A 22,928-nucleotide genomic window follows, 5' to 3' on the forward strand; every position below is an offset into this window, starting at 1 on the left:
GCCTCCGGCGGAGGTATTTCAGCACAAAAGAAACAGGAAGGCGCGCCTTGCCCCCGGCATGGCGCGATGGGGAGAGGGATGAAGATCTGTATTTTCGGCGCCGGCGCAATCGGCGGATACATGGGCGTGAAACTGGCCGAGGCCGGCGCGGATGTCAGCCTCGTGGCACGCGGCCCGCATCTGGCCGCGATGAAGGAAAACGGCCTGAACCTGATCGAGGAAGGCGACCAGCGCACGAACGTGGCCGTTACGGCCTCTGACAACCCTGAGGATCTCGGGCCGCAGGACTACGTGATCGTCACGCTCAAGGCGCATTCGGTCCCGCCGGTCGTGCCCAAGATGCAACCCCTGATCGGCGAGAACACAACCATCGTCTCGGGCGTGAACGGCGTGCCGTGGTGGTATTTCCACAAGATCGGCACCGATCTCGAAGGCACGCGGCTCGAAAGTGTCGATCCCGGCAACGCGCAATGGGACGGGTTCGGCCCGGACCGGGTGCTGGGCTGCGTCGTCTACCCGGCAGCCGAGGTGATCGAGCCCGGCGTGATCAACCATATCGAGGGCAATCGCTTCTCGCTCGGCGAACCGTCGGGCGAAAAGTCGGAACGGGCGTTGGCGCTGTCGAAGGCGCTCAGTTCCGCTGGCCTCAAGGCCCCTGTGCGTCCCCGGATCCGGGACGAGATCTGGGTCAAGCTCTGGGGCAACCTGTCCTTCAACCCGATCTCTGCCCTGACCCACGCCACGCTTGACGTGCTCTGCACCGATCCCGGCACCCGTGCGGTCGCCCGCGGCATGATGGTGGAGGCGCAGACCGTCGCCGAAAAGCTCGGCGTCAAATTCCCCATCGATGTCGACAAGCGCATCGATGGCGGGGCTGCCGTGGGCGCGCACCGCACCTCCATGTGGCAGGACCTCGACCAGGGCCGCCCGATGGAGATTGACGCGCTGGTAACCTCCGTACAGGAGCTCGGCCGCCTGACGGACACGCCCACCCCCACCATCGACACTGTGCAGGCGCTTGTGGCTCTGCGCGGCAAGACAGCCGGACTTTACTGACAGGAAAAAGGGGCGCGTCCATCACAGCGCGCCCCCAGCAACCTGGTCCAATGTGAGTGGATGTCAGGCGTCGGCCGTCTCTGCGACCTTATCCTTGAAATTGCTGAAAAACTTGGCCGACAGCTTCTTCGCCGTCCCGGCCACCAGCCGCGATCCAAGCTGCGCGAGCTTGCCGCCGATCTCGGCTTTCGCGGTATAGGTCAGCAACGTCTCGGCCCCGCGATCCTCAAGCGTCACATCCGCGCCGCCCTTTGCAAACCCAGCCGCGCCGCCGGACCCTTCCCCGGTCAGCGAAAACTGCTCGGGCGCGCCGGCAGTATCCAGCGTGACGTTCCCGCCGAACTTGGCCTTCACCGGCCCGATCTTCAGGACAACCTTGGCCTCAAGTTCGGTGTCGGAGTGTTTGGTCAGTTCCTCGCACCCCGGAATGCAGTCGCGCAGCACGTCCGGATCGTTCAGCGCCGCGTACACCTGATCGCGCGGCGCGGGGATGAGGATTTCGTCTTTCAGCTCGAGTGCCATCTGTCGTGGTCCTTTCAGCAGCAGGGAAACTTGATCTTGGCCAGAAGGTCTATCTGATCCGGCGTCGGGCGCAGGCGCTTCCAGAGGCGGCGGATCATGTCTCTGCCTCCCGCTGGCCACCGCGTCGGACCGAAACGATCTCGGCAAGGATCGACAACGCGATCTCGTCCGGCGTAATCGCATGCAGGTGCAGACCGGCAGGTGCGCGCACGGCCGACAGCGCCTGAGGGTCGACCCCATCCGCCTCAAGCCGCGCACGCAGGGTCGCGAATTTGCGGCGCGAGCCGACAAAGGCCACGTATTCGCCGCTTCCCGCACTGAGCGCGGCGCGCAAGGCGGCTTCGTCGCCCTTGCCCTGCGTGGCCACCACCGTGAACCGGCCCGCATCGCTTTCGGTGTCAAACGCATAGGATTCCGACACGCTCACGCCCTCGGGCGCGTGGTCGAGCCCCGGGGCGGCCAGACGCATGTCGAAATCGAAGGACGCGCCCAGTTTCGCCAGCGCCAGCGCGACGGGCCCCGCCCCGCAGATCTGCAGCACCGGCCGCGGCAGGACCGGTTCGACGAATATATCCATGGATCCTTTCGACGGGCAGCCATTGCGCGCAAACCGCACGCCCGCGCGCTCCTCGCCCGGGCTCACGCCCTCGGCTTCCAGCAATTCCTCGGGACGCAAGGACAGGAACCGCGTCTGGCCATCCTCGACCGCCTCGCGCGCCGCGCGGCCAATCGCGCCCCGCACGCAGCCGCCACCGACCCATCCGGCCAGGATCGTCCCATCCGCGCCAACCAGCGCCTTGGCCCCGGGCTTGGCCGAGGTCGCCTCCAGCGTGCGCACGACCGTCGCCACGGCAAAGGCCCGACCCGCCGCACGCAACGCCGCGAGTTCAGTGTCGAAGTCCTGTTCCGCTCTCATCACAACCTCTCCAAAGCAGGGGCAAGTGCCGCCAGATCATCCAGCGTGGCCGCCGGGGCAAAATGGTCCAGATGCGGCAAGGCCGCCGCCATCGCCCCCGCAACCGGCGCATAGTCGCGCCAGCCCTTAAGCGGGTTCAGCCAGATCAGCTTGCCGCCACGTTTCCTGATCTTTTCCAAGGCTGCACCGGTGCGGCTCGCCGGGTCCGTGTCATAGCCATCCGACAGCACGATCACGACCGTGCGCCCGTCCACACAGCGGCGCGCCGGCCCGGTGGCGAAGTCTTCCAATGCGGCCCCGATCCTGGAACCGCCGCCAAACCCGTCCGCCAGCAGCGTCAGTCGGTTCAGAGCCCGCATCGGGTCCTCATCCCGGAGCGCCGCCGCGATCCGCACCAGCCGGGTGTGAAACAGATACGCATCGGCATTCGGGTCCGCCCGCATCAACCCGGCAAGAAAGGCCAGAAACGGACGCGCATACACGGTCATCGAGCCCGAGACATCCACCAGCGCCACGATCCGCATGGGCCTGTCTGGCCGCGCCTTTCGGTAAAGACGCACAGGCTCCCCGCCCGTGGCCAGCGACCGACGCACGACGCGACGAAAATCCATACCCTGCCCCTTGGCCGCAGCCTTGCGGCGGCGGGATCGGCGATCGCGCAGGGCCGCACCCAGACGTTCGGCCACTTTCTCAGCCGCGCGAATATCCGATGCCGCCACCACATCGCGCAGGTCCTTTTTCATCATGTTGGCCTTGCGCGACGCGACGAGCCGCCCTTCGCCGTCCATCTCCATCGCCTCCGCACCCGGATCAGTCTCGGGGCTTTCGGCCCGGCCCGCGCCACCCGATGCCCCGCCCTTGGCAAATTCCGAACTGCGCTGGTCGCGCTTGGGGCTCTGGCTGGGCACCGCCTTCTGGCGCACGCGCCCGCCCGACAACCAATAGGCATCGAAAAGCGCATCGAACCCTTCGGCCTCCTCGCGGCTGCCAGCGCACACCGCACGCAGGGCGCGACGCGCCTCTTCGTGGCGGGCGGCATCTACGCAGGTGAGCGCCGCAAGCGCGTCCTCACACGCCCCCACACCAAGGCTCAGGCCGTGGCTGCGCAGATGCGCCATGAACCCCGCCATGCGCGCCGCAGGCCCGGCATCGCGGGCGGCAAAGCGGGTCACGCGGCTCATGCGGCCTTGCCCGCCAACCGCTGCGCCACTTCGAGCGGAACCGCATCACGGTCCGCGCGCGTTTTCAGCAACGTGGCCAGCGTGGCGCCCAGAACTGCCGGATCCTCGTTCAGATCGGCAATTCCAAGGCCCGAAATGGCCGCCGCGAAGTCTAACATTTCTGCGATCCCGGGGGTCTTTTCCAGCTCTTCGCGCCGGATCGCTTGCACAAACCCGACAATCTGCGCCGAAAGCCGATCTTCGATTTCAGGGCAGCGCGCGTTCAGGATCGCAAGCTCTGCCCCGCGCTCCGGGTAGTCCACATAGGCATAAATGCACCGCCGCCGCAGCGCGTCCGACAGATCGCGCGTGCCGTTCGCCGTCAGGATCACCAGCGGGCGGCTGACCGCTGCGATCGTGCCCAGCTCCGGCACGGTGATCTGGAAATCCGACAGCACCTCCAGCAGGTAGGCTTCGAACTCTTCATCCGCGCGGTCGATCTCATCGATCAGCAGAACCGGCGGTACCTTCTGCCGGATCGCGCGCAGCAAGGGACGCTCCAGCAGGAACTCTTCCGAGAATATCCGCGCTTCGACCGCGCGGCCCGTCTCGCCGTCCTCGGCGGCCGCCCGAATGGCCAGCAACTGCCGCTGGTAATTCCATTCATAGATCGCGTGCGCCGCATCCAGCCCTTCGTAGCATTGCAGCCGGATCAGCTCGGTCGCCCGGATCGCCGACAGCACGCGCGCCACTTCGGTCTTGCCGACGCCTGCCGCCCCTTCCAACAGCAAGGGCCGCCCAAGCCGCAGCGCAATATGCAGCGCCATCGCCAGATCGTCCGAGGCGACATAGCCCTCGTCCGCCATCTCGGCCTGCAGCGTGCTCCAGTCTGTCATAACTCTCTCCCGCAAGGGGTCGGAGGAACCACGGGGCAGCCAAGGCCACCCCGTGCGCTCCCCGCTGCTCAGCCGTGCAGGCCAAGCTCGTTGGCGGTTTTCCAGATCCGCCAATGATCATGCGGCATGTGGCTCTGCCGCAGCCCGAAGGCCCGGAAGGCGTCATGCACCGCGTTCGAGAATGCCGGCACACCGCCGACATTCGGGCTTTCACCCACACCCTTCGCGCCGATCGGGTGATGCGGGCTGGGGGTTTCGGTGAAGTCGGTGGTGTAGTTGGGCGTCTCCCATGCGGTGGGCAGGAAGAAATCCATCAGCGTGCCGGTCTTGACGTTGCCCAGCTTGTCATAGGCAATCTCCTGACCCATCGCAATGGCCAGCGCCTCGGTCAGTCCGCCATGGACCTGCCCCTCGATCACCATCGGGTTGATCCGGGTGCCGCAGTCATCCAGCGCGTAGAACTGGCGGATTTCATGCTCGCCCGTGTCCACGTCCACTTCCATCACGCAGATATAGGCCCCGAACGGGTAGGTCATGTTGGGTGGATCGTAGTAGCTGACGGCCTCAAGCCCCGGCTCCACGCCCGGAATGGCCTGGTTGTAGGCGGCATAGGCGATCTCGGCCATGGTCTTGAACCGCTCCGGCGCGCCCTTCACAACGAACCGGTCGACATCCCACTCAAGGTCGTTGTCATGCACCTCCAGCAGGTAGGCCGCGATCATCTGCGCCTTGGCGCGGATCTTGCGCCCCGCCATCGCAGTTGCCGCCCCCGCCACAGGGGTTGAGCGGGAACCATAGGTCCCCAACCCATAGGGCGCGGTATCGGTGTCGCCTTCCTCGATGGTGATGCTGTCGGCGGGGATCCCGGTCTCCGACGCCAGGATCTGGGCGAACGTGGTTGCATGCCCCTGCCCCTGGGAAATCGTGCCCAGACGCGCCACCGCAGACCCCGTCGGGTGAATGCGGATCTCGCAACTGTCGAACATCCCCATGCCGAGGATGTCGCAGTTTTTCACCGGGCCTGCGCCGACGATTTCGGTGAAATGCGTCAGGCCAATGCCGATCAGCTTACGGGTCTTGCCGGCCTTGAAATCCTCCAGCCGCTGCGCCTGTTCGGCGCGCAGATCGTCGTACCCGACCGCCGCCAGGGCTTTGTCCCACGCGGTGTGATAGTCGCCGCTGTCAAACTCCCAGCCCAAGGCAGATTGATAAGGGAACTGATCCTTCTTGATGAAGTTGATCCGGCGCAGCTCTGCCGCGTCCATGTTCAACTCCATCGCCAGAACCTCGATCATACGCTCGATGAAGTAAGCCGCTTCCGTCACGCGGAAGGAACAGCGATACGCCACGCCGCCCGGTGCCTTGTTGGTGTAGACCCCGTCCACACCCACATACGCCACCGGAATGTCATAGGATCCGGTGCAGATGTGGAAGAACCCGGCGGGGAACTTGGTGGGGTCCGCGCAGGCATCGAACGCGCCGTGATCGGCAGTCACATGGCAATGCAGGCCGGTGATCTTGCCCTCCTTGGTGGCGGAGATCTTGCCCTTCATCCAGTAATCGCGGGCAAACGCAGTGGCCATCAGGTTGTCCATCCGGTCCTCGATGAACTTCACCGGCTTGCCCGTGACGATGGACGCCACAATCGAACACACATAGCCCGGATACACGCCGACCTTGTTGCCAAAGCCCCCGCCGATATCGGGGCTGATCACACGGATGTTGTGTTCCTCGATCCCCGACAACAGGCTTGCGACCGTGCGCACCACATGCGGTGCCTGGAAGGTGCCCCAGAGGGTCAGCTTGCCGTTCACCTTGTCCATGCTGGCCACGGACCCGCAGGTCTCCAGCGGGCACGGATGGGTGCGGTGGTAATAGACCATTTCCTCGGCCACGACATCGGCGGCATCGATCACCTGTTCGGTGGCCTCCTTGTCACCCTCTTCCCAAAGGAAGATGTGGTTGTGATGGCGGCGGGCGCCATGCGCGCCTTCGGTCTGACCCTCAAGGTCCTCGCGCAGGACGATATCGCTCTCCAGCGCTTCGAACGGGTCGGTCAGAACCGGCAGGTCCTCATAATCCACCTCAACCAGTTCGCAAGCATCGGCGGCGATGTAGCGGTCCTCGGCCACGACAAAGGCGACCTCCTGCCCCTGAAACAGCACCTTGCCATCGGCCAGCACCATCTGCTTGTCGCCCGCCAGCGTCGGCATCCAGTGCAGCGACAGAGGTTCCAGATCCTTGGCCGTCAGCACCGCGATCACGCCGGGCAGCGCCATCGCCGCATCGGTATTGATCGATTTGATGCGGGCATGGGCGTAGGGGGATCGCACGAAGTCGCCATGCAGCATGCCGGGCAGCTTCACGTCATCGACGTAATTGCCCTTGCCTTGCGTGAAACGTGCGTCTTCAACTCGCTTGCGCGAGCTGCCCAGACCTTTGAGTTTCTCGACCCGCTCCTCGCGGGTGGGGGTCATGTCATTCATTCTGCGGCCTCCTTGGCGGAGTTCATCTCAGCCGCGGCGGCCATGATGGATTTGACGATGTTCTGGTACCCGGTGCAGCGGCAGAGGTTGCCCGCCATTCCGAACCGGACCTCTTCCTCGGTCGGATTGGGGTTTTCCTGCAAAAGCCGGTGCGCGCGGGTGATCATGCCCGGCGTGCAATAGCCACACTGCAACCCGTGATGCTCCTTGAACATGGTTTGCAACACATGCAGGTCGTCCGGCGTGCCCAGACCTTCGATCGTGGTGATCTCCGCCCCATGGGCCTGCGCGGCCAGAACCGTGCACGATTTGACGGACTTGCCGTTCATTTCCACCGTGCAGGCCCCGCAATGGGACGTCTCACAGCCCACATGCGGGCCGGTCAGGTTCAGCTTTTCCCGCAGGACGTAGATCAGCAGTTCGCGCGGTTCGGCCAGAAGCTCCTCTTCCTTGCCGTTCACCGTCATCTTGATGTGCATTCTCGTACCCATGCTCAGGTCTCCTTATGCTCTGTCCCACGCGCGCGAGATCGCACGGCTCAGGATCACACCGGCCACATGTCGCTTGAACTCGACCGGGCCACGGTTGTCTTCGTTGGGGTCAATGTCGTTCAGCATCGCGTCGATCGCGGCTTTCATCGCGCCCGCGTCGCAGGCCGTGCCGACCAGCGCCGCGCCTGCGGCTTCGGAATAGACCGGCACATCGCTGAGGTTGGTCATCGCAACCACGGCCTTGCCGGCGACCATCCCGTCTTTCTCGATCAGAACGGCGGCAGCGGCGGTGGCATAGTCACCGATCTTGCGCTTCTGCTTTTCATAGGCATAGCCAGGCGCGTGCGGCGCGAAGGTGATCGCGGTCAGGATCTCCTCATCCTCGCGCGCGGTCATGTAGGCCGCCTCGTAGAACTCCCGCGCCGCCACGTCGCGCGCGCCATCCGGCCCGTGCAGATGGAAGGTCGCGTCGAGCGCCTGCATCAGCCCCGGCATGTCATTGCCCGGATCGCCATTGGCAACGTTCCCGCCCAGGGTGCCCATGTACCGGACCTGCGGATCGGCGATCTGAAGCGCGGCTTCCCGGAGGATCGGAGCGGCACTTGCCAGCGCGTCCGAGGTGATCAACTCATGCTGCGTGACCATCGCGCCGATGCGCACCTGCCCGCCCTCGACGGTGATGCCCTTCATCTCGGCAATGTCCTGCAAATCGACCAGATGCTCGACCGCGGCCATCCGCAGCTTCATCATCGGGATCAGGCTATGCCCGCCCGCGAGGCAGCGCGCCTCGTCGCCCTGGTCTGCCAAGATCTGCACCGCAGACGCAACGTCCTGCGGCCGATGATACTCAAAGGCCGGTGGTATCATGAATGGTAATCCTCCCTGTCGGTGGCGTTCGTGCGCCATCGTATACTGCGCAGAGGCTAGTGCGACCGCCTGCCGCAGTCACAGCGCTGACCAACGGACGGAGGCGCCGATTTCACGAAATGCGAATGGCCTGCACGAAATGCGAATGCGTGCGCACACCCTTGTTTTGTGGCGTTTTGTGAAAACCGCCATTCGGGACTGCTACAAAATGTAAAAAAGCAGCGGCTCAGACGAGGCCGAGGGCCAAGCGCACATCCTGCAACCGCGACCGGCTCACAGGGACTTTTTCGGTCTGTCCCGCACGCTCGAAGAACACCACGCCGTTGTCCTTCTTGCGCTCAAACCCGGTCACATGCGCCGGGTTCACAAGGTAACTTCGATGCGCCCTGACGAATTGACCGCTCGGCAACCGTTTTTCCGCCTCTGAGATCGACCAGGGGCAGAACAGTTTCTTCCCATCCGCGTAGATCAGCGTGTAGTGCCCCTCCGCGCGGATCGCGGTGACTTCGGCGCTGTCAACGAACAGCGTGCGCCCGTCAAGTTCGTAGGGGATCTGCAAGACAGTGGCAGGCGCCACGTGATCCGGATGCTTTAACTGCGCGTCGTAATCCTCTGCATTTTCGTTACTTTCTTGCAGTGACGTCTCCGGAAGGAACGACACGCCAGACAGCAGGAAGCTGCCGCAAATCACGAACGCAATCACCGCCACGATCAGGGCCAGCGTCTCATTTCCGATGACGGGGCCAGCCGATGTCGCCTCCGGCAAGGCGACAAATGACGTGCCCGCCATGGCCAGGAAATGCACCGCGAATACCGCCAGCCCAAAGCAGAGGGTCCCCAGCAGGATGTTTCGCTTGGTCCGCGACCCGTAAGCCACCCAGACCGCTCCGACACTCAGCAGGACCGAGGCGACACCGGCCCCAGCAACGCCCCACAACGTGTAGCGCGGCTGGCACAGCTCCATCCCCGACATACCGATGTAGTGCATCACCGGAATCCCGGCCCCGATGCAAATCCCGGCCGCCGTCAGATTGCGGGGCGTTCTTTGGAAAAAGTGCAGGCATATCAGCGCGATACCCACGATCAGAATCGCAAGAAGCGCCGAGATCAGCGTGACCAACGGGTCGTAATAGAACAGGATCGGCAGTTGCAGGCCCAGCATCGCCACGAAGTGCATCGCCCAGATGCCGCCCCCCAGCGCCACCGCCGCCATCGCCACACGGGTCTTGCGCGGACCGATAGCCAGCGCCGAGGCCCCCTTGGTCAGGCTGAGCCCAGTGAAGCCGGCCATAAGCGCCACCGCAAGCGACGCGGCGACCAACCAGCCGTTGTGAGAGACATCGAGCAAGCGACCACCCCTCCCGAAAATGGCTCCTGCGAATTTGATCTAATGGTAGGCGCGCGCAGTCAAAGGGACAATCACGAAGTTGACGTCTCGCTCACATGACAGTGTGCCTAGCCAGCGCAGTAGGGCTGCGCGCGGGTCCAGGCGATCATGTCGTTGCGCTTGGTCTCGCTCAGGAACGGGGCCCAATCGGCGGCCACACCGCCGCGCCCGGCGGACACCACACCGTCTCGCGGCACGGTCACCGCCATGATGCGGATCGCGCAGGACAGGTTTGCAGGGCCGTTCTTCAGCGCCTCGCCAGATCGGGCGTCACACCCTTACCCCCTTGCCGTTGCTGGCGAAATCTGGACGAGCCCGAACCACTGATCATTCCCACCAACCGCTTGCGGGTTCCATGTGCTCTCGTGCTTGGCCAGCGCTGACAAAAGCCCTGTCCAGAACGCGTCGCGCTGCGCCTTCTCCCCCTCGGGATAGGCGGGACACCACATCGCAATATCCTCGGGAACAACCGTTGCGAGCGGCGCGCCGTGGGCCTCCAGCGCGGCAAGGCTGGCTTCCGTCCACGCCTCGCTGCGCGGATGAAAGTCCCACCGCATGGGAAGATCAGCCACCCCCCTCGATGGTTCCTCCGCCGCCGTATCACCGCACGCGACAAGGGCCAGACACGCCCCGATTGCCAAGATTGCCCGCATGGACTGCCCTTTGATCATTGCTTTGTCAGTCTTGCGCGCAGAGTTACGCCGAAACAAGGCATCGCATGTCCCATGGGCCGGTTTCCGCCTTGCCCCGCGCTGCCCTGTCCCCTAGAAAATCGCGCAAACCAGACGAATGAGGCGAAGATGCTCGACCTGACCTATGAGACGCCCAAACCCAAAGTGATCGCCGGTGCCAAAGAGGACTGGGAACTGGTCATCGGGTTGGAGGTGCACGCGCAGGTTGCCACCAATGCCAAGTTGTTTTCCGGCGCCTCGACCCTGTTCGGCGCAGAGCCGAACTCGAACGTCGCCTTCGTGGATGCGGGTATGCCGGGCATGCTGCCGGTCATCAACGAGGAGTGCGTCGCGCAGGCCGTCCGCACCGGCCTCGGCCTGAAGGCGGAAATCAACCTTCGTTCGGCCTTTGACCGCAAGAACTACTTTTACCCCGATCTGCCGCAGGGCTACCAGATCAGCCAGCTTTATCACCCCATCGTGGGAGAAGGCGAAGTGCTGGTCGAGATGGGCGATGGCACCGCGCGGGTCGTTCGGATCGAGCGTATTCACCTTGAGCAGGATGCAGGCAAATCGATCCATGACATGGATCCGCACATGTCCTTTGTCGACCTGAACCGCACCGGCGTCGCATTGATGGAGATCGTCAGCCGCCCCGACATTCGCGGCCCCGAAGAAGCCGCCGCCTATGTCAGCAAGCTGCGGCAGATCATGCGCTACCTGGGCACCTGCGACGGCAACATGCAGAACGGCAACCTGCGCGCGGACGTGAACGTGTCCGTCTGCCGTCCCGGCGACTATGAGAAGTATCAGGAAACGCAGGATTTTTCCCATCTGGGCACACGCTGCGAGATCAAGAACATGAACTCCTTGCGGTTCATTCAGGCCGCTATCGACTACGAGGCACGCCGCCAGATCGCGATTGTCGAGGACGGCGGTCGCGTGGACCAGGAAACCCGCCTGTACGATCCCGACAAGGGAGAGACGCGGTCCATGCGATCCAAGGAGGAAGCACACGATTACCGCTACTTCCCCGACCCAGATCTGCTGCCGCTCGAGATTGAACAGGCCTGGGTGGATGACATCGCCAGCGCGCTGCCGGAACTGCCCGACCAGAAAAAATCGCGGTTCATCGAAAGCTTCGGCCTGTCGGATTATGACGCCTCGGTCCTGACGGCGGAAACCGACAACGCGGCCTATTTCGAAAAGGTCGCGGCCGAGGCAGGCGACGGCAAACTGGCCGCCAACTGGGTCATCAACGAACTGTTTGGTCGTCTCAAGAAAGAAGACCACGATATCACCGAAAGCCCGGTCGATCCTGCACAGCTTGCAGGGATCATCAAGCTGATCAAGGCCGGAGATATCTCGGGCAAGATCGCCAAGGACCTGTTCGAGATCGTCTATACCGAAGGGGGCGACCCAGCCCGGATTGTCGAAGAAAAGGGGATGAAGCAGGTCACCGATACCGGCGCGATCGAAGCTGCGGTGGATGAGATCATCGCTGCCAACCCCGCGCAGGTAGAGAAGGCGCAACAGAACCCGAAGCTTGCGGGATGGTTCGTTGGCCAGGTCATGAAAGCCACGGGGGGCAAGGCCAACCCGAAGGCGGTGAACGAGATCGTCAGCGCGAAACTGGGGCTTTGAACCAGCCGGCATCAGGCTGTAGTGACCTAAAAACGCCGCAAATCTTGCGTAGCAGGACGCGTCGTTTCCGATATGACGACAGCGACCGCGGTTCGGATGATCCGGCTTGGCCAATGATGGCCGGCGTCATACCGTACCATAGGCCTGCGCGCGGACCATGCGGTTTGCCGGCACCGCGTTCATGAAAGGGTGTGCGATGTACGAATACAAGATCCGTCCGGCTCCGGTGAAGGGCCAGAAAGCCAAGGGGCTTCGGACCTCCGAAGACCGGTTCGCGCACGCTCTGGAGCTGGCGATGAACGAGATGGCCCAAGAGGGATGGGAGTACGTGCGCGCCGAAACGCTGCCAGCCGAGGAACGCGTGGGCCTGACCTCGCGCTCGACGCGCTTTCACAACATGCTGGTCTTTCGCCGCGCCCTGCCCCGGTCCGAAGCCGAAACGGCGCCCGTCGCCGCCGTGCCCGTGCCGGTCACGCTTCCTGAGCCGGACACATCGGCAACAGAAGGCACGCTGACGCCGCAGCCAAAACCACAGGATGCCACCACGGCAACGTCAGTACCGACTGCCCCCGAGGCCGCGCATGATCAGCCCCATGCGACGCCGATATCTGAGGATCCGGGCGCGCAGGACCCGAAGAACAAGCGCGAGGTTCTGGGCCTTCTGCGGACCATAAAAGGCGACCGAAGCACGCCAAGACGCGGAGCCGACACGGATCCGCTGATCGCAAGTCGCGACTAGTCGCGGATCGTCAGACCAAGGGCGTGTATGCGGCCCACGAGGTCTTTTCCCAGTGCATCATGTACGGCCCGGTGGCGTGCGATCCGGCTCATGCCCTTGAACGCGTCGGATGCAATCTCCACCTGCCAATGGCTTTCGCCCCCCTCTTGAAACCCTGAATGACCGCGATGCTTTTCGCTTTCGTCGATCACCACAAGCACGCGGGGCGCGAAGGCGGTCTGTAGCCGTGTCTCGATTTCGGTTTTCACACCCATTTTGTCGCAATCCTCTTTGCTCTGTCGCGAGATGCTCTAGACTGTCGCTTCCGAGTCGGAAAGGTGAGGTCCTATGAGTAAAAGCGATCCCTTTGGTTTTGACATGTCCGTGTCGTCGTCCAAGAAGAAAAATCCGCGCGGACGGCGGGGCATGTCGGGTGCGTTCGAAACCTCCAAGCGGGTCTGCGAGCATGAGGGCTGCAATGAAGCGGGCAAGTACCGCGCGCCGAAATCCCCGGATACGTTGGACGAGTATTTCTGGTTCTGTCAGAAACACGTGCGCGAATACAATCTGAAGTGGAATTTCTTCAACGGCCAGTCCGAAGAGGAAATGGCCAAGCGCATGGACAAGGACCGCGTCTGGGAACGCGAGACGAAGCCGTTCCGCAAATCGACCGAGGAACGCGCCTGGGCCCGGCTGGGGGTCGACGACGCCCATCAGGTGCTGGGTGAAAACGCGACGCGCAATCCGGGAAAGTCGATCACCGGCACCCGCCGCCTGCCCCCGACCGAGCGCCGGGCGGTCGAACTGCTGGAAGCCAAGGATCACTGGAGCAAGGCAGAGATCCGCAAATCCTACAAGGCGCTGATCAAGGTCCTGCACCCCGACATGAACGGAGGTGACCGGAGCGACGAGGAAAAACTCCAGGAAGTCGTCTGGGCGTGGGATCAGATCAAGGACAGCCGCAACTTCAAGTAAGGCCGCTCATGACAGCCACCAGCGCCGGATTACAGCTGCTGCTGCCTCTGGTCCTGGTCTGCATGGTCGTCTTTCCGCCGATGAGCCGGTTGACTCGGGCTGTCTGGGTGGTGGCGCTTGGAATGCTGTTCTGGTTCGCTGCTCTCGCGGTGGCCTGGACGATGCCGCCACTATGGGCACTGTGGGTCTACGTCGCGTTCCTCGGCCTTGGAACCTGCGCGGCGTTCCGACGCCCAGCCCCTACACTGCCAACGCGACGCCTGGGCGTACTTGCCCTCGCGGGTGGCGGTTTGGCCTGCGCTGGTTCTGCCGCCGTGTTGATTGCCACTCTTGTAGATGATCCCCGCCCGCCAGAAGGCGCGGCGCTCGTGGACCTCGCTGCGCCGCTCGAGCCGGGGGCGTACCTCGCGGTTCATGCGGGCGCATCGGCAACGCGCAATGCCCACGCCGCGTTCGTGCTGACCTCAGAAAACGCAGCAAGGTTTTCAGGCCAGAAATACGCGGTGGATTTTCTGGCTTTGGGACCGTTGTGGCAAACCGGTCCCCTGCGCGCGCCGGGCGCAACGTCCGACTACACGATCTGGAACAGAGCCGTATTGGCGCCCTGTAGCGGACAGGTTCTGACCGCGCGCGACGATCTTCCAGACATGGCCCCGCCGACGCGGGACCGGACAGACTTAGCGGGCAACCACGTGATCCTCGAATGCGGCGGAAACCACGTCGTTTTGGCACACCTGCGCCGCGGCAGCGTCGACGTGAAACCTGGAGACGCCGTTGAAACCGGTGCCCCTCTTGGTCGCGTCGGAAACTCCGGGAACACCACGCAACCGCATCTCCACCTTCATGTCCAGACGCCCGGAACACGCGATGCGCCCCTCTCAGGCAGCTCGATTCCCTTCACAGTGGACGGGCAGTGGTTGGTACGAAACGACCGGATACGGTTCGACTAAAGATGGTGCGGGCGGTGGGACTTGAACCCACACGGCCTTGCGGCCCACGGATTTTAAGTCCGATGCGTCTACCATTCCGCCACGCCCGCACGGTGTCGGGCGTAGGCAAAACGGCGCGGCAGGACAAGCCAAAATTACCTAAAGCGGCGCTCCGGGCGGTGCCGTCAGAAGGCGCCGTTCTGGCAGCCACGGGTTCAAAGCAACAGCCCGCCGCAACGTGTCTTGTGCCAGGCCCACGCGCCCCATACCGATCAGGCTGAGCGCCTTGCCCGACAAAGCGCCTGTGTGATCAGGATTCAGGCCAAGGGTCCGGTCCAAATCGGCGAGGGCCGCATCGTAGTCCTGACGCAGGAAATGAACAAAGGCCCGCTGGTTCCACCCTTCGGCATAATCCGGGCAATAGGCGACCAACGCATCGAGCTCTGCAAGCGCCGCGTCGTAGTCAGCCACGCGGAGGCTTCGCATGCCTGCATCCAGCAGTTCTTGCGCCTTCGCATCAGGTGCGGTTGTCCAGATCTCCCACATCTGGCGATCGTAGATACGGCCTTCCATTTCCGTTTCGGCCGCTTGTACGTGGGCGCGCAGGCGCTTCAACTCTTCACTGCGATCGACCGCCGCGGGACAGCCCGCAAAAACACACGCCGTGCCGACCATCGTCAGACCAAGTGCCAGAAAAAGTGATTTCATGGGATCCTCCGGCCCGAAGTGTGACGCACCTTGTGCGAAAATCCAGTGCAAGTTTTCCGGGGCTTCGGCTTTGCCCTTGACGCACACCACGCGGACAGGTCCCACTGCGCGCATGTTTCCGATCAGAGATCATAACCCCTCCGAACGCACACCCTACGTGACCTATGCCTTGATCGCGGTCAACGTGGTGGTGTTCATCAGCTACTATCCGCTCCTCGCGTCGCAGGCGCAGGCAGCGGCGTTCTTCGACACATGGGGGCTGGTGCCGGCGGTGTTCAGCCAAGGATCGGGCGCGTCGTCCGTCTTCACGTCGATGTTTCTGCATGGCGGGATCATGCACTTGGCGGGAAACATGCTGTACCTGTGGATCTTCGGTGACAACATGGAAGATGAGCTTGGGCATGCGAAGTTTCTGGGCTTCTACCTGTTGTCAGGCATCGGAGCAGGCCTGGCGCAAGTCATGTCCAATCCCGACAGCACAATTCCCATGGTCGGCGCGTCCGGCGCGATTGCGGGGGTGCTGGGTGGCTATCTGCTGCTGTTTCCAAAGGCGCGGGTCGATATCCTCTTCATCATAGTCATCATCTTCAAGATCGTGCCGATCCCGGCCTGGATCGTCTTGAGCGTGTGGTTCGGGCTTCAGGTGTTCAGCGGCGCGGCAACACCCGCTGATGCCGGTGGTGTCGCCTACTGGGCGCATGCGGGCGGGTTCGTGGCAGGTGTCGTCCTGATCCTGCCGTTGTGGTTAAAACTGGGCGGTCCGGAATTCTGGAAACGCACCGATGGCCACCCCGATCATCCGGAAGCGCGTTACAGGATCGGCGGCAGCAGCGTGCCAACCGTGCGGCGTCGCAAATGATCAGCGTGCCCGAATGATCTTTGCAAACGGATCAAACAACGGCTCATTGGCAGCGATCAGACTGCCCGATGCCAGCAGGCTTTCGCCCGGCACCACAGGTTCGACCAGCGCGCCGGCCTCGCGCGCGATGATGACCCCACCGGCGATGTCCCATGCGTTCAAACCGCGCTCCCAATACCCGTCGTAGCGTCCGGCCGCGACATAGGCGAGGTCGAGCGCAGCGGCTCCCCAGCGGCGCACGCCCGCGCAAGTCGGCAAAAGCTGGGCGAGGTCCCCGAGAGTGGCTGGCAGGTGTTTGTTCGCAGCGAACGGAAGTCCCGTTGCAAATACCGCCTCAACCATATGGCGCCGCCCCGAGGCGCGCAGGCGTTGCTGGTTCATCCAGGCGCCCTGCCCTTTTTCAGCAAAGAACATCTCGTCCTTGGCGGCATCAAACACCACACCGGCGACAACCTCGCCCTTGTGCTCAAGCGCGATCGAGACCGCCCAATGCGGCATGCCGTGGAGAAAATTCGTGGTCCCGTCCAGCGGATCGACGATCCAGCGACGCGTCGGATCCTTGCCCTCCGCCCCGCCGGTTTCTTCCCCCAGCCAACCGTAATTCGGGCGCGCCTCCATCAAGGCCTCTTTCAGGATTTCCTCGGCCCGCGTATCGGCACGGCTGACGAAATCCCCGGCCCCCTTCATGGAGACCTGAAGGTTTTCGACCTCGCGGAAATCCTTGACCAGCGAGCGCCCTGCCAAGCGGGCGGCTTTGATCATGATGTTGAGGTTCGCGCTACCAATGGCCATGACTGCTCTCCTGACGTCCAGCGCCCGCGTATAGAGCGGTGCGGACAGACTGCCAACCCCGAATACGCGCGCCCTTCACACGGGTTTGACTGGCAAATTGGCGCGGGAAAGCGCAGGTCAAGAGTATGATTTGCCGACGCACGCTTCTTGCAGGATCGACAGCCGCTCTTGCCCTTGCCGCGCCCGTCCACCTTCGGGCGCAGACCGTTTCCACGGCACGTCTTCGGGCGGCGGCGGGCGCGTTGGACCAGTTGCACAGCCTGAGCATTTCAGTGCGCAACGAAACCGTTCTTGCAGAGGCGTTTCGCGGCCCGTCACTGGCGCGTGCGGCCCCCGTAAAATCGGTCTCCAAAAGCCTCGTGGCCCTGTGCCTTGGCGCCGCACTGGATCGGGGGGTGGTTGCAGGCGTGAACGAGCGCCTTGGCGATGTGGCCCCGGCCCTTATCCCGACCGGGGCTGACCCGCGCGTCGCGGACCTGACCCTTGCAAATCTTGTGACGATGCAAGCCGGGCTGGAACGCACGTCCGGGGCGAATTACGGGGATTGGGTGTCCAGCCGCAATTGGGTTGCAGATGCCCTCTCGCGTCCGTTCGTGGCCGAACCGGGGTCAGGGATGCTCTATTCCACCGGCAGCTTTCACATCCTTGGCGCGGCTCTGGCGGAGGCGTCGGGCAGGACATTGCTGACGATTATGCGCGACTGGGTGGGCGACCCTCTTGGCATAGATATCCCTGCATGGACCCGCGACCCACAGGGGTACTATCTGGGTGGCAACGAAATGGCACTGCGTCCTGAAGACATGCTCAGGATCGGCGAGATGGTGGCAACCGACGATGGCAGCGTGCTGAGCCGCGACTGGATCGCGGCCTCCATGCAACCGCGCACCCGGTCGCGCTGGTCCGGGCTTGGCTATGGGTACGGCTGGTTCCTCGGACGCGCAGATGGCACGCGGTTTTCACTGGCACGCGGCTATGGCGGGCAGATCCTGTGCATCCTGCCGGAGCGACAGACCGTTATCGCGATCACGTCCGACCCGACGCGTCCAGCCCGATCGGGCGGATACTTCAGCGACCTGATGGGGCTGATCGCCCGCGAGATTCTGCCGACCCTCCGCAGCGTCTAGACAAGTTCCGGTGCGCGCTGCAACTTCAGCGGTTCGGTGCGGGCAAGACGCAGCACATGCGCCATGTATGGCAACGTGGTCTCGTCCGTTCGGGTCGCCGCGTAAAGCCTCTTGGTCACACCGGTCTGCGTCAGGGGGCGCGTCACGTAGTCGGAATTGTAGCGCACCTCCCGCACGACCCAGTCCGGCAGGACCGCCACGCCCCGGTTCGACGCCACGAGCAGAAGGATGACAGCCGTCAACTCGACCTGACGCACGCCCTTTGGTTCTACCCCGGCCGGTAGCAGGAGTTCGGTGAAAACATCCAGCCGCGAACGTTCTACCGGATAGGTAATCAGCATCTGGTCGCGAAAGTCCTCCGCCGTGACAAAATCCTTTTGTGCCAGTGGGTTCTGACTGGACGCGACGAAAACGGGTTCATAGTCGAATAGCGGCGTGAAATCCACTCCGTGCAAATCCTCGGGATCGGACGAGACAACCAGATCGACCTCTTCGCGTTGCAGGGCAGGCAAAGCGTGGAACTGCAGGCCCGGGCGAATATCCACATCAACATCCGGCCACGCCTTGCGGAACTGTTCCAGCACCGGGAACAGCCACTCGAAGCATGCGTGGCATTCAATCGCGATGTGCAACCGCCCTGTCTTGCCCGCACGCAACCCGGCGAATTCATCTTCCAGCGCCTCGATCTGGGGCAACACCTGCTCCGCCAGCCGCAGGAGCCGCATGCCAGCGGCCGAAAGCTTCAAGGGTTTTGATCGGCGCACGAAGAGTTCAACACCAGCTTGATCCTCCAACCCCTTGATCTGATGAGACAAAGCCGATTGCGTGATATTGAGAGTATCGGCCGCTCGCGCGAGGCCTCCGGCTTCGTGGATTGCGCGGATCGTCCGCAAGTGTCGGAATTCCAGATGCATGTATCTGAGCCGCCCTCATGAAGGTATTGAAGATTATGAAATTGTCTCAGGTTTTGTCCCGTGCGACAAGACCAACGCAGCAATCAGAGGTTTCCGATGTCCGGCCCCCGCGTTTCTTTTGAATTCTTTCCGCCGCAATCCCTTCAAGCGTCCTTTCGCTTGTGGGACACGGTCCAAACGCTGGCGCCCCTGGATCCGACCTTCGTTTCGGTCACCTACGGGGCCGGTGGCACGACGCGCAAGCTAACCCACGATGCGGTGGCCACAATCGGCCAGAACTACGGGGTAAAGGTTGCAGCGCACCTGACATGCGTCGATGCCACCAGAGAGGAAACGCTCGAGATCGCCGAAAGTTACGCAGCCGCGGGCGTGTCCGACATCGTGGCGCTGCGCGGCGATCCTCCCAAGGGCCAGACGCATTTCACGCCCGCTGAGGGCGGGTTTGCGAACTCCGTCGAACTGATTGAAGCGCTGGCAAGCACCGGCAAGTTCACCCTGCGCGTCGGCGCCTATCCCGACACCCATCCGGAAGCTGCGAACGCTCAAGCGGACGTGGATTACCTGAAACGCAAGATCGACGCGGGCGCATCCTCTGCGATCACGCAGTTCTTCTTTGATGTCGAGAATTTCCTGCGCTTCCGCGACCGCTGTGCCGCCGCAGGCATCACTGCGCCGATCCTGCCCGGCATCCTGCCGATCGAGAACTGGTCAAAGACCCGCAATTTCGCGGCACGGTGTGGCACGCAGGTGCCCGGTTGGCTGGACGAAGCCTTTGCCGCCGCGACCCGCGACGGGCGCGAAGAACTTCTGGCGATCAGCCTCGCAACCGAAATGTGCAGCACGCTGATCGACGAGGGTATCGAAGATCTGCACTTCTATACTCTGAACAAGCCGGAATTGACGCGGGACATCTGTGCCGCTTTGGGTATCAACCCCAAAAGCTCTCTTGCAGAAGTCGCAGCCTGACGCTGGCGGGCTCTAGCTTGCGGCGATGGCTTTCGTCGCAAGCAGGTTAATCCGCTCGACCATCGCGCGTACGCCGTTCGACCGCTGTGCCGACAAGTGGTCGTGCAAACCAAGACGCCCCAGCTCCGCTTGCGCATCGACCTTTGTCACTTCGGCCACCGTAAGCCCCGAGTACAACGCTCGAAGCACGGCGATCAGGCCCCTCACGATCATCGCGTCGCTTTCCCCGTCGAATGAGAACACGGCCTGCGGCCCCTGCCCTTCGATCTTGGGCAACAGCCAGACCTGACTTGCGCACCCGTCAACCTTCGTTGCCGGCACCTTGACCGCGTCATCGAGTGGCGGCATCGCCTTCCCCATATCGATGACATGACGATAGCGGTCTTCCCAGTCGTCCAGAAACTCGAAGGTTTCCGCGATCTCCTCAAATGCTTCGGTGGCCATGCGCATCCTCGTCTGTCGGCTTGTGGTGGACGTAAGTCGTGTACGCCGTGGCGTCCAGAGGCGATGCGGCCTTCGCCGGGCTTTTCAAGACGATGGCGATCGGATAGGCAGTGCGGGCTGGTTAGGGTCGAAGGAGGCAGCGCGTGCGAGTTGCAGTTTTGCTTGGATGCGTGATCGGGTTGGCTGCGTGTGGTGGCGAACCCGATATCGAGCGTCTGGAACCGGTGCCGGACCGAGAAATCCGCGAAGTCCGCGATCTGGTCAGTACCGTAACCAGCACGCGCCGCGACCGCGTGCCGGGAGGCGTGATCATCACCGCGACCGGCCTTCCGCCAAGCCAGGGCTGGTGGGCAGCAGAACTCGTTTCCATCGATGCGGAGACCGACAGCCGAACCATGAGCTACGAGTTTCGCATCGCCGAGCCGCAGTTTGCCCAACCGCCCGGGACCAACCGCTCCCGCGAAGTGGTCGTCGGCCTGTTCCTGAGCGACCAGAGGCTCGAAGGCATCTCGCAGGTGGTCATCCAAGGCGCTCAGAACAGCCGTAGCATCCGGCCTTGATCGGAAAACGCAAAGCCGGTTAGCCCTTTCCGGCACCTGGGCTTTGCGTCAACCGATAAGAACTTAGGCTCAATTTCGTTGACCGACGCTGTTGGACGAGGTGAGCGCCTTTTGAAGCTTCTTGAGTCGCCGCTTCACAGGCACTGGAATTGCTGATTTAAGCCCGCCTTTTGCGAGCGACAACGATCTCTGATTTAGAAGATCCACCTGTTCCCAGGGTAAGCTCTTGTCAATCTCAACCGACTTGTACCAAAGGTTGCCGTAAAGCTGAGTGCGCTGCGTGACAAGGTGGTCATAAGACGCTTTGACAGCATGAATAGTGTCATCTGCAGGCGCGAAGATAACAATCGAATTGTTCGCCGTTTGCTGGTATTTCGTATCGCACCAATCCCAAGGCACCCAGCAGCGATCGATCTTCGGATTACCTTCCCAGAAACTCCGCACATATGTCCGCTCGGAGCGGAAAGCCATGTAATGGGTGTGATGATTGGCTGCCGCGGACTTTTCGCTCGGGTTGATATTCACCATGAATGTTGCGGCTTTGCGGCGGATATCAGGGTGCGGGCTGATCTCATACCCGTCGAGATATTTCTGGATACCACCATCCACCTTACAAGCCCCAAAATCCAGATTGAATTTCTCGGCAATTGCCAGATTGAACTCGGGTCCGGTTACAAAATCCTTGACCTCTTTAACGATCTTGCTCTTGGGTTCGTAAAGCCGCAGGGTCATGCCAAACCCTTCGGTAGACGAGCTCCGCGATTTCTTTCGATCGCTTTGCCGCCAAGTCATGTACTTCTTGCGATCGGTGATGCATCCCGGAAACTCGATAGCCTTGTAACCGGCGGAGTCCAAGGCATCGAACAGTTCTGGATCGCTGTTTTGCTCGCTCAGGTTTATCTCAGGCGACTGACTTAGTTCGGCAAAATGTTTTTCATCGAAAAAGTCTTCGATATAGATGTGCTTGAACGGCTCCGTTCGGAACTCGGCATTTCGGATTTTCTCAATCAAATAGGAAAAATCGGAGGACATCGTGGCTCTTTCACTGGTGACTGGCTTCTACGTGAGAAGTTAGCAAGTCGAGCGATGTTGTTAACCATTCCGTCCAAATACTATCCTTATTCAAACCATATCAGCTTAATCCGTAAGCGCCCCGAAAAGACATTCGGGGCGCTTGCTTATTTTCTAGTCGTATAACGCGTCAGGCCATGCGGCTGGCGACGTTTTCCCAGTTGACCAGGTTGTCGAGGAAGTTGGTCAGATAGGCTGGGCGCTTGTTGCGGAAATCGATGTAGTAGGAATGCTCCCACACGTCGCAACCAAGAAGTGCCGTCTGGTCGAAACAGACCGGGTTCACGCCGTTCTCGGTCTTCGTGACCGCCAGCGATCCGTCGGCGTTTTGCACCAGCCACGCCCAACCGGAGCCGAACTGGCCCGCGCCCGCGGCCGAGAACTGTGACTTGAATTCGTCGACCGACCCGAAGGCTTCGACCAGCGCTTTTTCCAGTTCGCCCGGCATCGCGCTGTCGCCCGGTCCCATCATCTCCCAGAACTGGTTGTGGTTCCACAACTGGCTGATGTTGTTGAAGATACCATTCTGTGCGACGGCGTTTGCGTCATAGGTGCCCTTGATGATCTCTTCCATCGACTTGGCGTCCCACTCGGTGCCAGCGATCAGCTTGTTGCCGTTGTCGACATAGGCCTTGTGGTGCAGGTCGTGATGATACTCCAGTGTCTCTTTTGACATGCCTTTGTCCGCCAAGGCGTCGTGAGCATAAGGAAGATCAGGAAGTTCGAAAGCCATTTTGGGCCCCTCTCGCGCGTTTGTACTCGTGTTGGAAAT

Annotated in this window: 26 protein-coding genes and 1 tRNA gene; 9 read left to right on the forward strand and 18 right to left on the reverse strand. The window is 62.4% G+C overall.

Features of this window, described 5'->3' with window-relative positions; translation table 11 throughout:
- Positions 1-78 precede the first annotated feature (78 nt).
- Positions 79-1,056 carry a 2-dehydropantoate 2-reductase gene (locus ACP15N_RS16030; RefSeq protein ID WP_425093338.1) on the forward strand — a complete coding sequence of 326 codons (978 nt, stop codon included), beginning with the start codon at positions 79-81 and terminating at the stop codon, positions 1,054-1,056.
- Positions 1,057-1,119: 63 nt separating this feature from the next.
- Here the strand turns inward: ACP15N_RS16030 and ACP15N_RS16035 are convergent, their stop codons facing one another.
- The 10 genes from ACP15N_RS16035 to ACP15N_RS16080 all read right to left on the reverse strand — a co-directional run bounded on the left by ACP15N_RS16035 (position 1,120) and on the right by ACP15N_RS16080 (position 10,434).
- Positions 1,120-1,578: a CoxG family protein gene (locus ACP15N_RS16035; RefSeq protein WP_425093339.1), complete on the reverse strand. Its 459-nt coding sequence runs from the start codon at positions 1,576-1,578 to the stop codon at positions 1,120-1,122.
- Positions 1,579-1,672: 94 nt separating this feature from the next.
- Positions 1,673-2,494 (reverse strand): XdhC family protein, encoded by an 822-nt coding sequence (locus tag ACP15N_RS16040; protein ID WP_425093340.1) that lies wholly within the window; start codon positions 2,492-2,494, stop codon positions 1,673-1,675.
- Positions 2,494-3,675 carry a vWA domain-containing protein gene (locus ACP15N_RS16045; RefSeq protein WP_425093341.1) on the reverse strand — a complete coding sequence of 394 codons (1,182 nt, stop codon included), beginning with the start codon at positions 3,673-3,675 and terminating at the stop codon, positions 2,494-2,496. Before ACP15N_RS16045 ends, ACP15N_RS16040 begins: the two co-directional genes overlap by 1 nt.
- Complete coding sequence (locus ACP15N_RS16050; RefSeq protein ID WP_425093342.1) at positions 3,672-4,550, reverse strand: AAA family ATPase; 879 nt, start codon at positions 4,548-4,550, stop codon at positions 3,672-3,674. The genes ACP15N_RS16045 and ACP15N_RS16050 overlap by 4 nt, the downstream gene beginning before the upstream one ends.
- 68 nt (positions 4,551-4,618) lie before the next feature.
- On the reverse strand, positions 4,619-7,036 hold the full coding sequence (locus tag ACP15N_RS16055; RefSeq protein WP_425093343.1) for an aerobic carbon-monoxide dehydrogenase large subunit: 2,418 nt from the start codon (positions 7,034-7,036) through the stop codon (positions 4,619-4,621).
- Positions 7,033-7,527: a (2Fe-2S)-binding protein gene (locus ACP15N_RS16060; RefSeq protein WP_425093344.1), complete on the reverse strand. Its 495-nt coding sequence runs from the start codon at positions 7,525-7,527 to the stop codon at positions 7,033-7,035. Before ACP15N_RS16060 ends, ACP15N_RS16055 begins: the two co-directional genes overlap by 4 nt.
- A 12-nt stretch (positions 7,528-7,539) precedes the next feature.
- Complete coding sequence (locus ACP15N_RS16065) at positions 7,540-8,394, reverse strand: FAD binding domain-containing protein (RefSeq protein ID WP_425093345.1); 855 nt, start codon at positions 8,392-8,394, stop codon at positions 7,540-7,542.
- A 226-nt stretch (positions 8,395-8,620) separates the two neighbouring features.
- The gene (locus tag ACP15N_RS16070; protein WP_425093346.1) at positions 8,621-9,742 is read right to left on the reverse strand and encodes an MHYT domain-containing protein; all 1,122 of its coding nucleotides are present in this window, start codon (positions 9,740-9,742) and stop codon (positions 8,621-8,623) included.
- Positions 9,743-9,849: 107 nt separating this feature from the next.
- On the reverse strand, positions 9,850-9,990 hold the full coding sequence (locus tag ACP15N_RS16075) for a hypothetical protein (RefSeq protein WP_425093347.1): 141 nt from the start codon (positions 9,988-9,990) through the stop codon (positions 9,850-9,852).
- A gap of 69 nt (positions 9,991-10,059) precedes the next feature.
- Entirely contained in the window at positions 10,060-10,434 is a 375-nt protein-coding gene (locus tag ACP15N_RS16080) for a transglycosylase SLT domain-containing protein (protein WP_425093348.1), read from the reverse strand.
- 147 nt (positions 10,435-10,581) lie between these two features.
- On the opposite strand from ACP15N_RS16080, the gene gatB reads away from it, so the two are divergent.
- Positions 10,582-12,096, forward strand: coding sequence for an Asp-tRNA(Asn)/Glu-tRNA(Gln) amidotransferase subunit GatB (gene gatB / locus ACP15N_RS16085; protein WP_425093349.1), 1,515 nt, complete (start codon positions 10,582-10,584; stop codon positions 12,094-12,096).
- Between the two features lie 157 nt (positions 12,097-12,253).
- Complete coding sequence (locus ACP15N_RS16090; RefSeq protein ID WP_425093350.1) at positions 12,254-12,835, forward strand: DUF4177 domain-containing protein; 582 nt, start codon at positions 12,254-12,256, stop codon at positions 12,833-12,835.
- On the opposite strand, the gene ACP15N_RS16095 is transcribed toward ACP15N_RS16090, so the two are convergent.
- Positions 12,832-13,089, reverse strand: coding sequence for a BolA family protein (locus ACP15N_RS16095; protein WP_425093351.1), 258 nt, complete (start codon positions 13,087-13,089; stop codon positions 12,832-12,834). The genes ACP15N_RS16090 and ACP15N_RS16095 overlap by 4 nt on opposite strands.
- Before the next feature lie 73 nt (positions 13,090-13,162).
- Between ACP15N_RS16095 and ACP15N_RS16100 the strand changes: the two genes are divergently transcribed.
- Positions 13,163-13,789, forward strand: a complete 627-nt coding sequence (locus tag ACP15N_RS16100) for a DnaJ domain-containing protein (RefSeq protein ID WP_425093352.1) — start codon at positions 13,163-13,165, stop codon at positions 13,787-13,789.
- A gap of 8 nt (positions 13,790-13,797) precedes the next feature.
- Complete coding sequence (locus ACP15N_RS16105) at positions 13,798-14,739, forward strand: peptidoglycan DD-metalloendopeptidase family protein (RefSeq protein ID WP_425093353.1); 942 nt, start codon at positions 13,798-13,800, stop codon at positions 14,737-14,739.
- 3 nt (positions 14,740-14,742) lie between these two features.
- Here the strand turns inward: ACP15N_RS16105 and ACP15N_RS16110 are convergent.
- Positions 14,743-14,828: transfer RNA gene (locus ACP15N_RS16110), tRNA-Leu, on the reverse strand.
- 49 nt (positions 14,829-14,877) lie between these two features.
- On the reverse strand, positions 14,878-15,426 hold the full coding sequence (locus ACP15N_RS16115; RefSeq protein WP_425093354.1) for a tetratricopeptide repeat protein: 549 nt from the start codon (positions 15,424-15,426) through the stop codon (positions 14,878-14,880).
- 112 nt (positions 15,427-15,538) lie between these two features.
- Between ACP15N_RS16115 and ACP15N_RS16120 the strand changes: the two genes are divergently transcribed.
- Positions 15,539-16,285 (forward strand): rhomboid family intramembrane serine protease, encoded by a 747-nt coding sequence (locus tag ACP15N_RS16120; protein ID WP_425093355.1) that lies wholly within the window; start codon positions 15,539-15,541, stop codon positions 16,283-16,285.
- Here ACP15N_RS16120 and ACP15N_RS16125 read toward each other — a convergent pair whose 3' ends face one another.
- Positions 16,286-17,077, reverse strand: coding sequence for an inositol monophosphatase family protein (locus tag ACP15N_RS16125; RefSeq protein WP_425093356.1), 792 nt, complete (start codon positions 17,075-17,077; stop codon positions 16,286-16,288).
- Between the two features lie 125 nt (positions 17,078-17,202).
- On the opposite strand from ACP15N_RS16125, the gene ACP15N_RS16130 reads away from it, so the two are divergent.
- The gene (locus ACP15N_RS16130; RefSeq protein WP_425093357.1) at positions 17,203-18,201 is read left to right on the forward strand and encodes a serine hydrolase domain-containing protein; all 999 of its coding nucleotides are present in this window, start codon (positions 17,203-17,205) and stop codon (positions 18,199-18,201) included.
- Here ACP15N_RS16130 and ACP15N_RS16135 read toward each other — a convergent pair.
- Positions 18,198-19,115 (reverse strand): LysR substrate-binding domain-containing protein, encoded by a 918-nt coding sequence (locus tag ACP15N_RS16135; RefSeq protein WP_425093358.1) that lies wholly within the window; start codon positions 19,113-19,115, stop codon positions 18,198-18,200. The two genes, ACP15N_RS16130 and ACP15N_RS16135, sit on opposite strands and share 4 nt — an antisense overlap.
- A 96-nt stretch (positions 19,116-19,211) precedes the next feature.
- Here ACP15N_RS16135 and metF point away from each other — a divergent pair, with 96 nt between their 5' ends.
- Positions 19,212-20,081, forward strand: coding sequence for a methylenetetrahydrofolate reductase [NAD(P)H] (metF, locus tag ACP15N_RS16140; RefSeq protein ID WP_425093359.1), 870 nt, complete (start codon positions 19,212-19,214; stop codon positions 20,079-20,081).
- Positions 20,082-20,093: 12 nt separating this feature from the next.
- On the opposite strand, the gene ACP15N_RS16145 is transcribed toward metF, so the two are convergent.
- A complete protein-coding gene (locus tag ACP15N_RS16145) occupies positions 20,094-20,525 on the reverse strand; it encodes a SufE family protein (protein WP_425093360.1) in 432 nt (143 codons plus the stop codon).
- Positions 20,526-20,668: 143 nt separating this feature from the next.
- Between ACP15N_RS16145 and ACP15N_RS16150 the strand changes: the two genes are divergently transcribed.
- Positions 20,669-21,085: a hypothetical protein gene (locus ACP15N_RS16150; protein WP_425093361.1), complete on the forward strand. Its 417-nt coding sequence runs from the start codon at positions 20,669-20,671 to the stop codon at positions 21,083-21,085.
- A 69-nt stretch (positions 21,086-21,154) separates the two neighbouring features.
- On the opposite strand, the gene ACP15N_RS16155 is transcribed toward ACP15N_RS16150, so the two are convergent.
- Together ACP15N_RS16155 and ACP15N_RS16160 are read right to left on the reverse strand one after the other, a co-directional pair.
- Positions 21,155-22,117 carry a hypothetical protein gene (locus ACP15N_RS16155; protein ID WP_425093362.1) on the reverse strand — a complete coding sequence of 321 codons (963 nt, stop codon included), beginning with the start codon at positions 22,115-22,117 and terminating at the stop codon, positions 21,155-21,157.
- 169 nt (positions 22,118-22,286) lie between these two features.
- Positions 22,287-22,889 carry a superoxide dismutase gene (locus tag ACP15N_RS16160; RefSeq protein ID WP_425093363.1) on the reverse strand — a complete coding sequence of 201 codons (603 nt, stop codon included), beginning with the start codon at positions 22,887-22,889 and terminating at the stop codon, positions 22,287-22,289.
- Positions 22,890-22,928: the final 39 nt, after the last annotated feature.

It is taken from the genome of Tropicimonas sp. S265A (genome assembly GCF_049800835.1).
In the GTDB taxonomy this organism is placed as follows: domain Bacteria; phylum Pseudomonadota; class Alphaproteobacteria; order Rhodobacterales; family Rhodobacteraceae; genus Dinoroseobacter.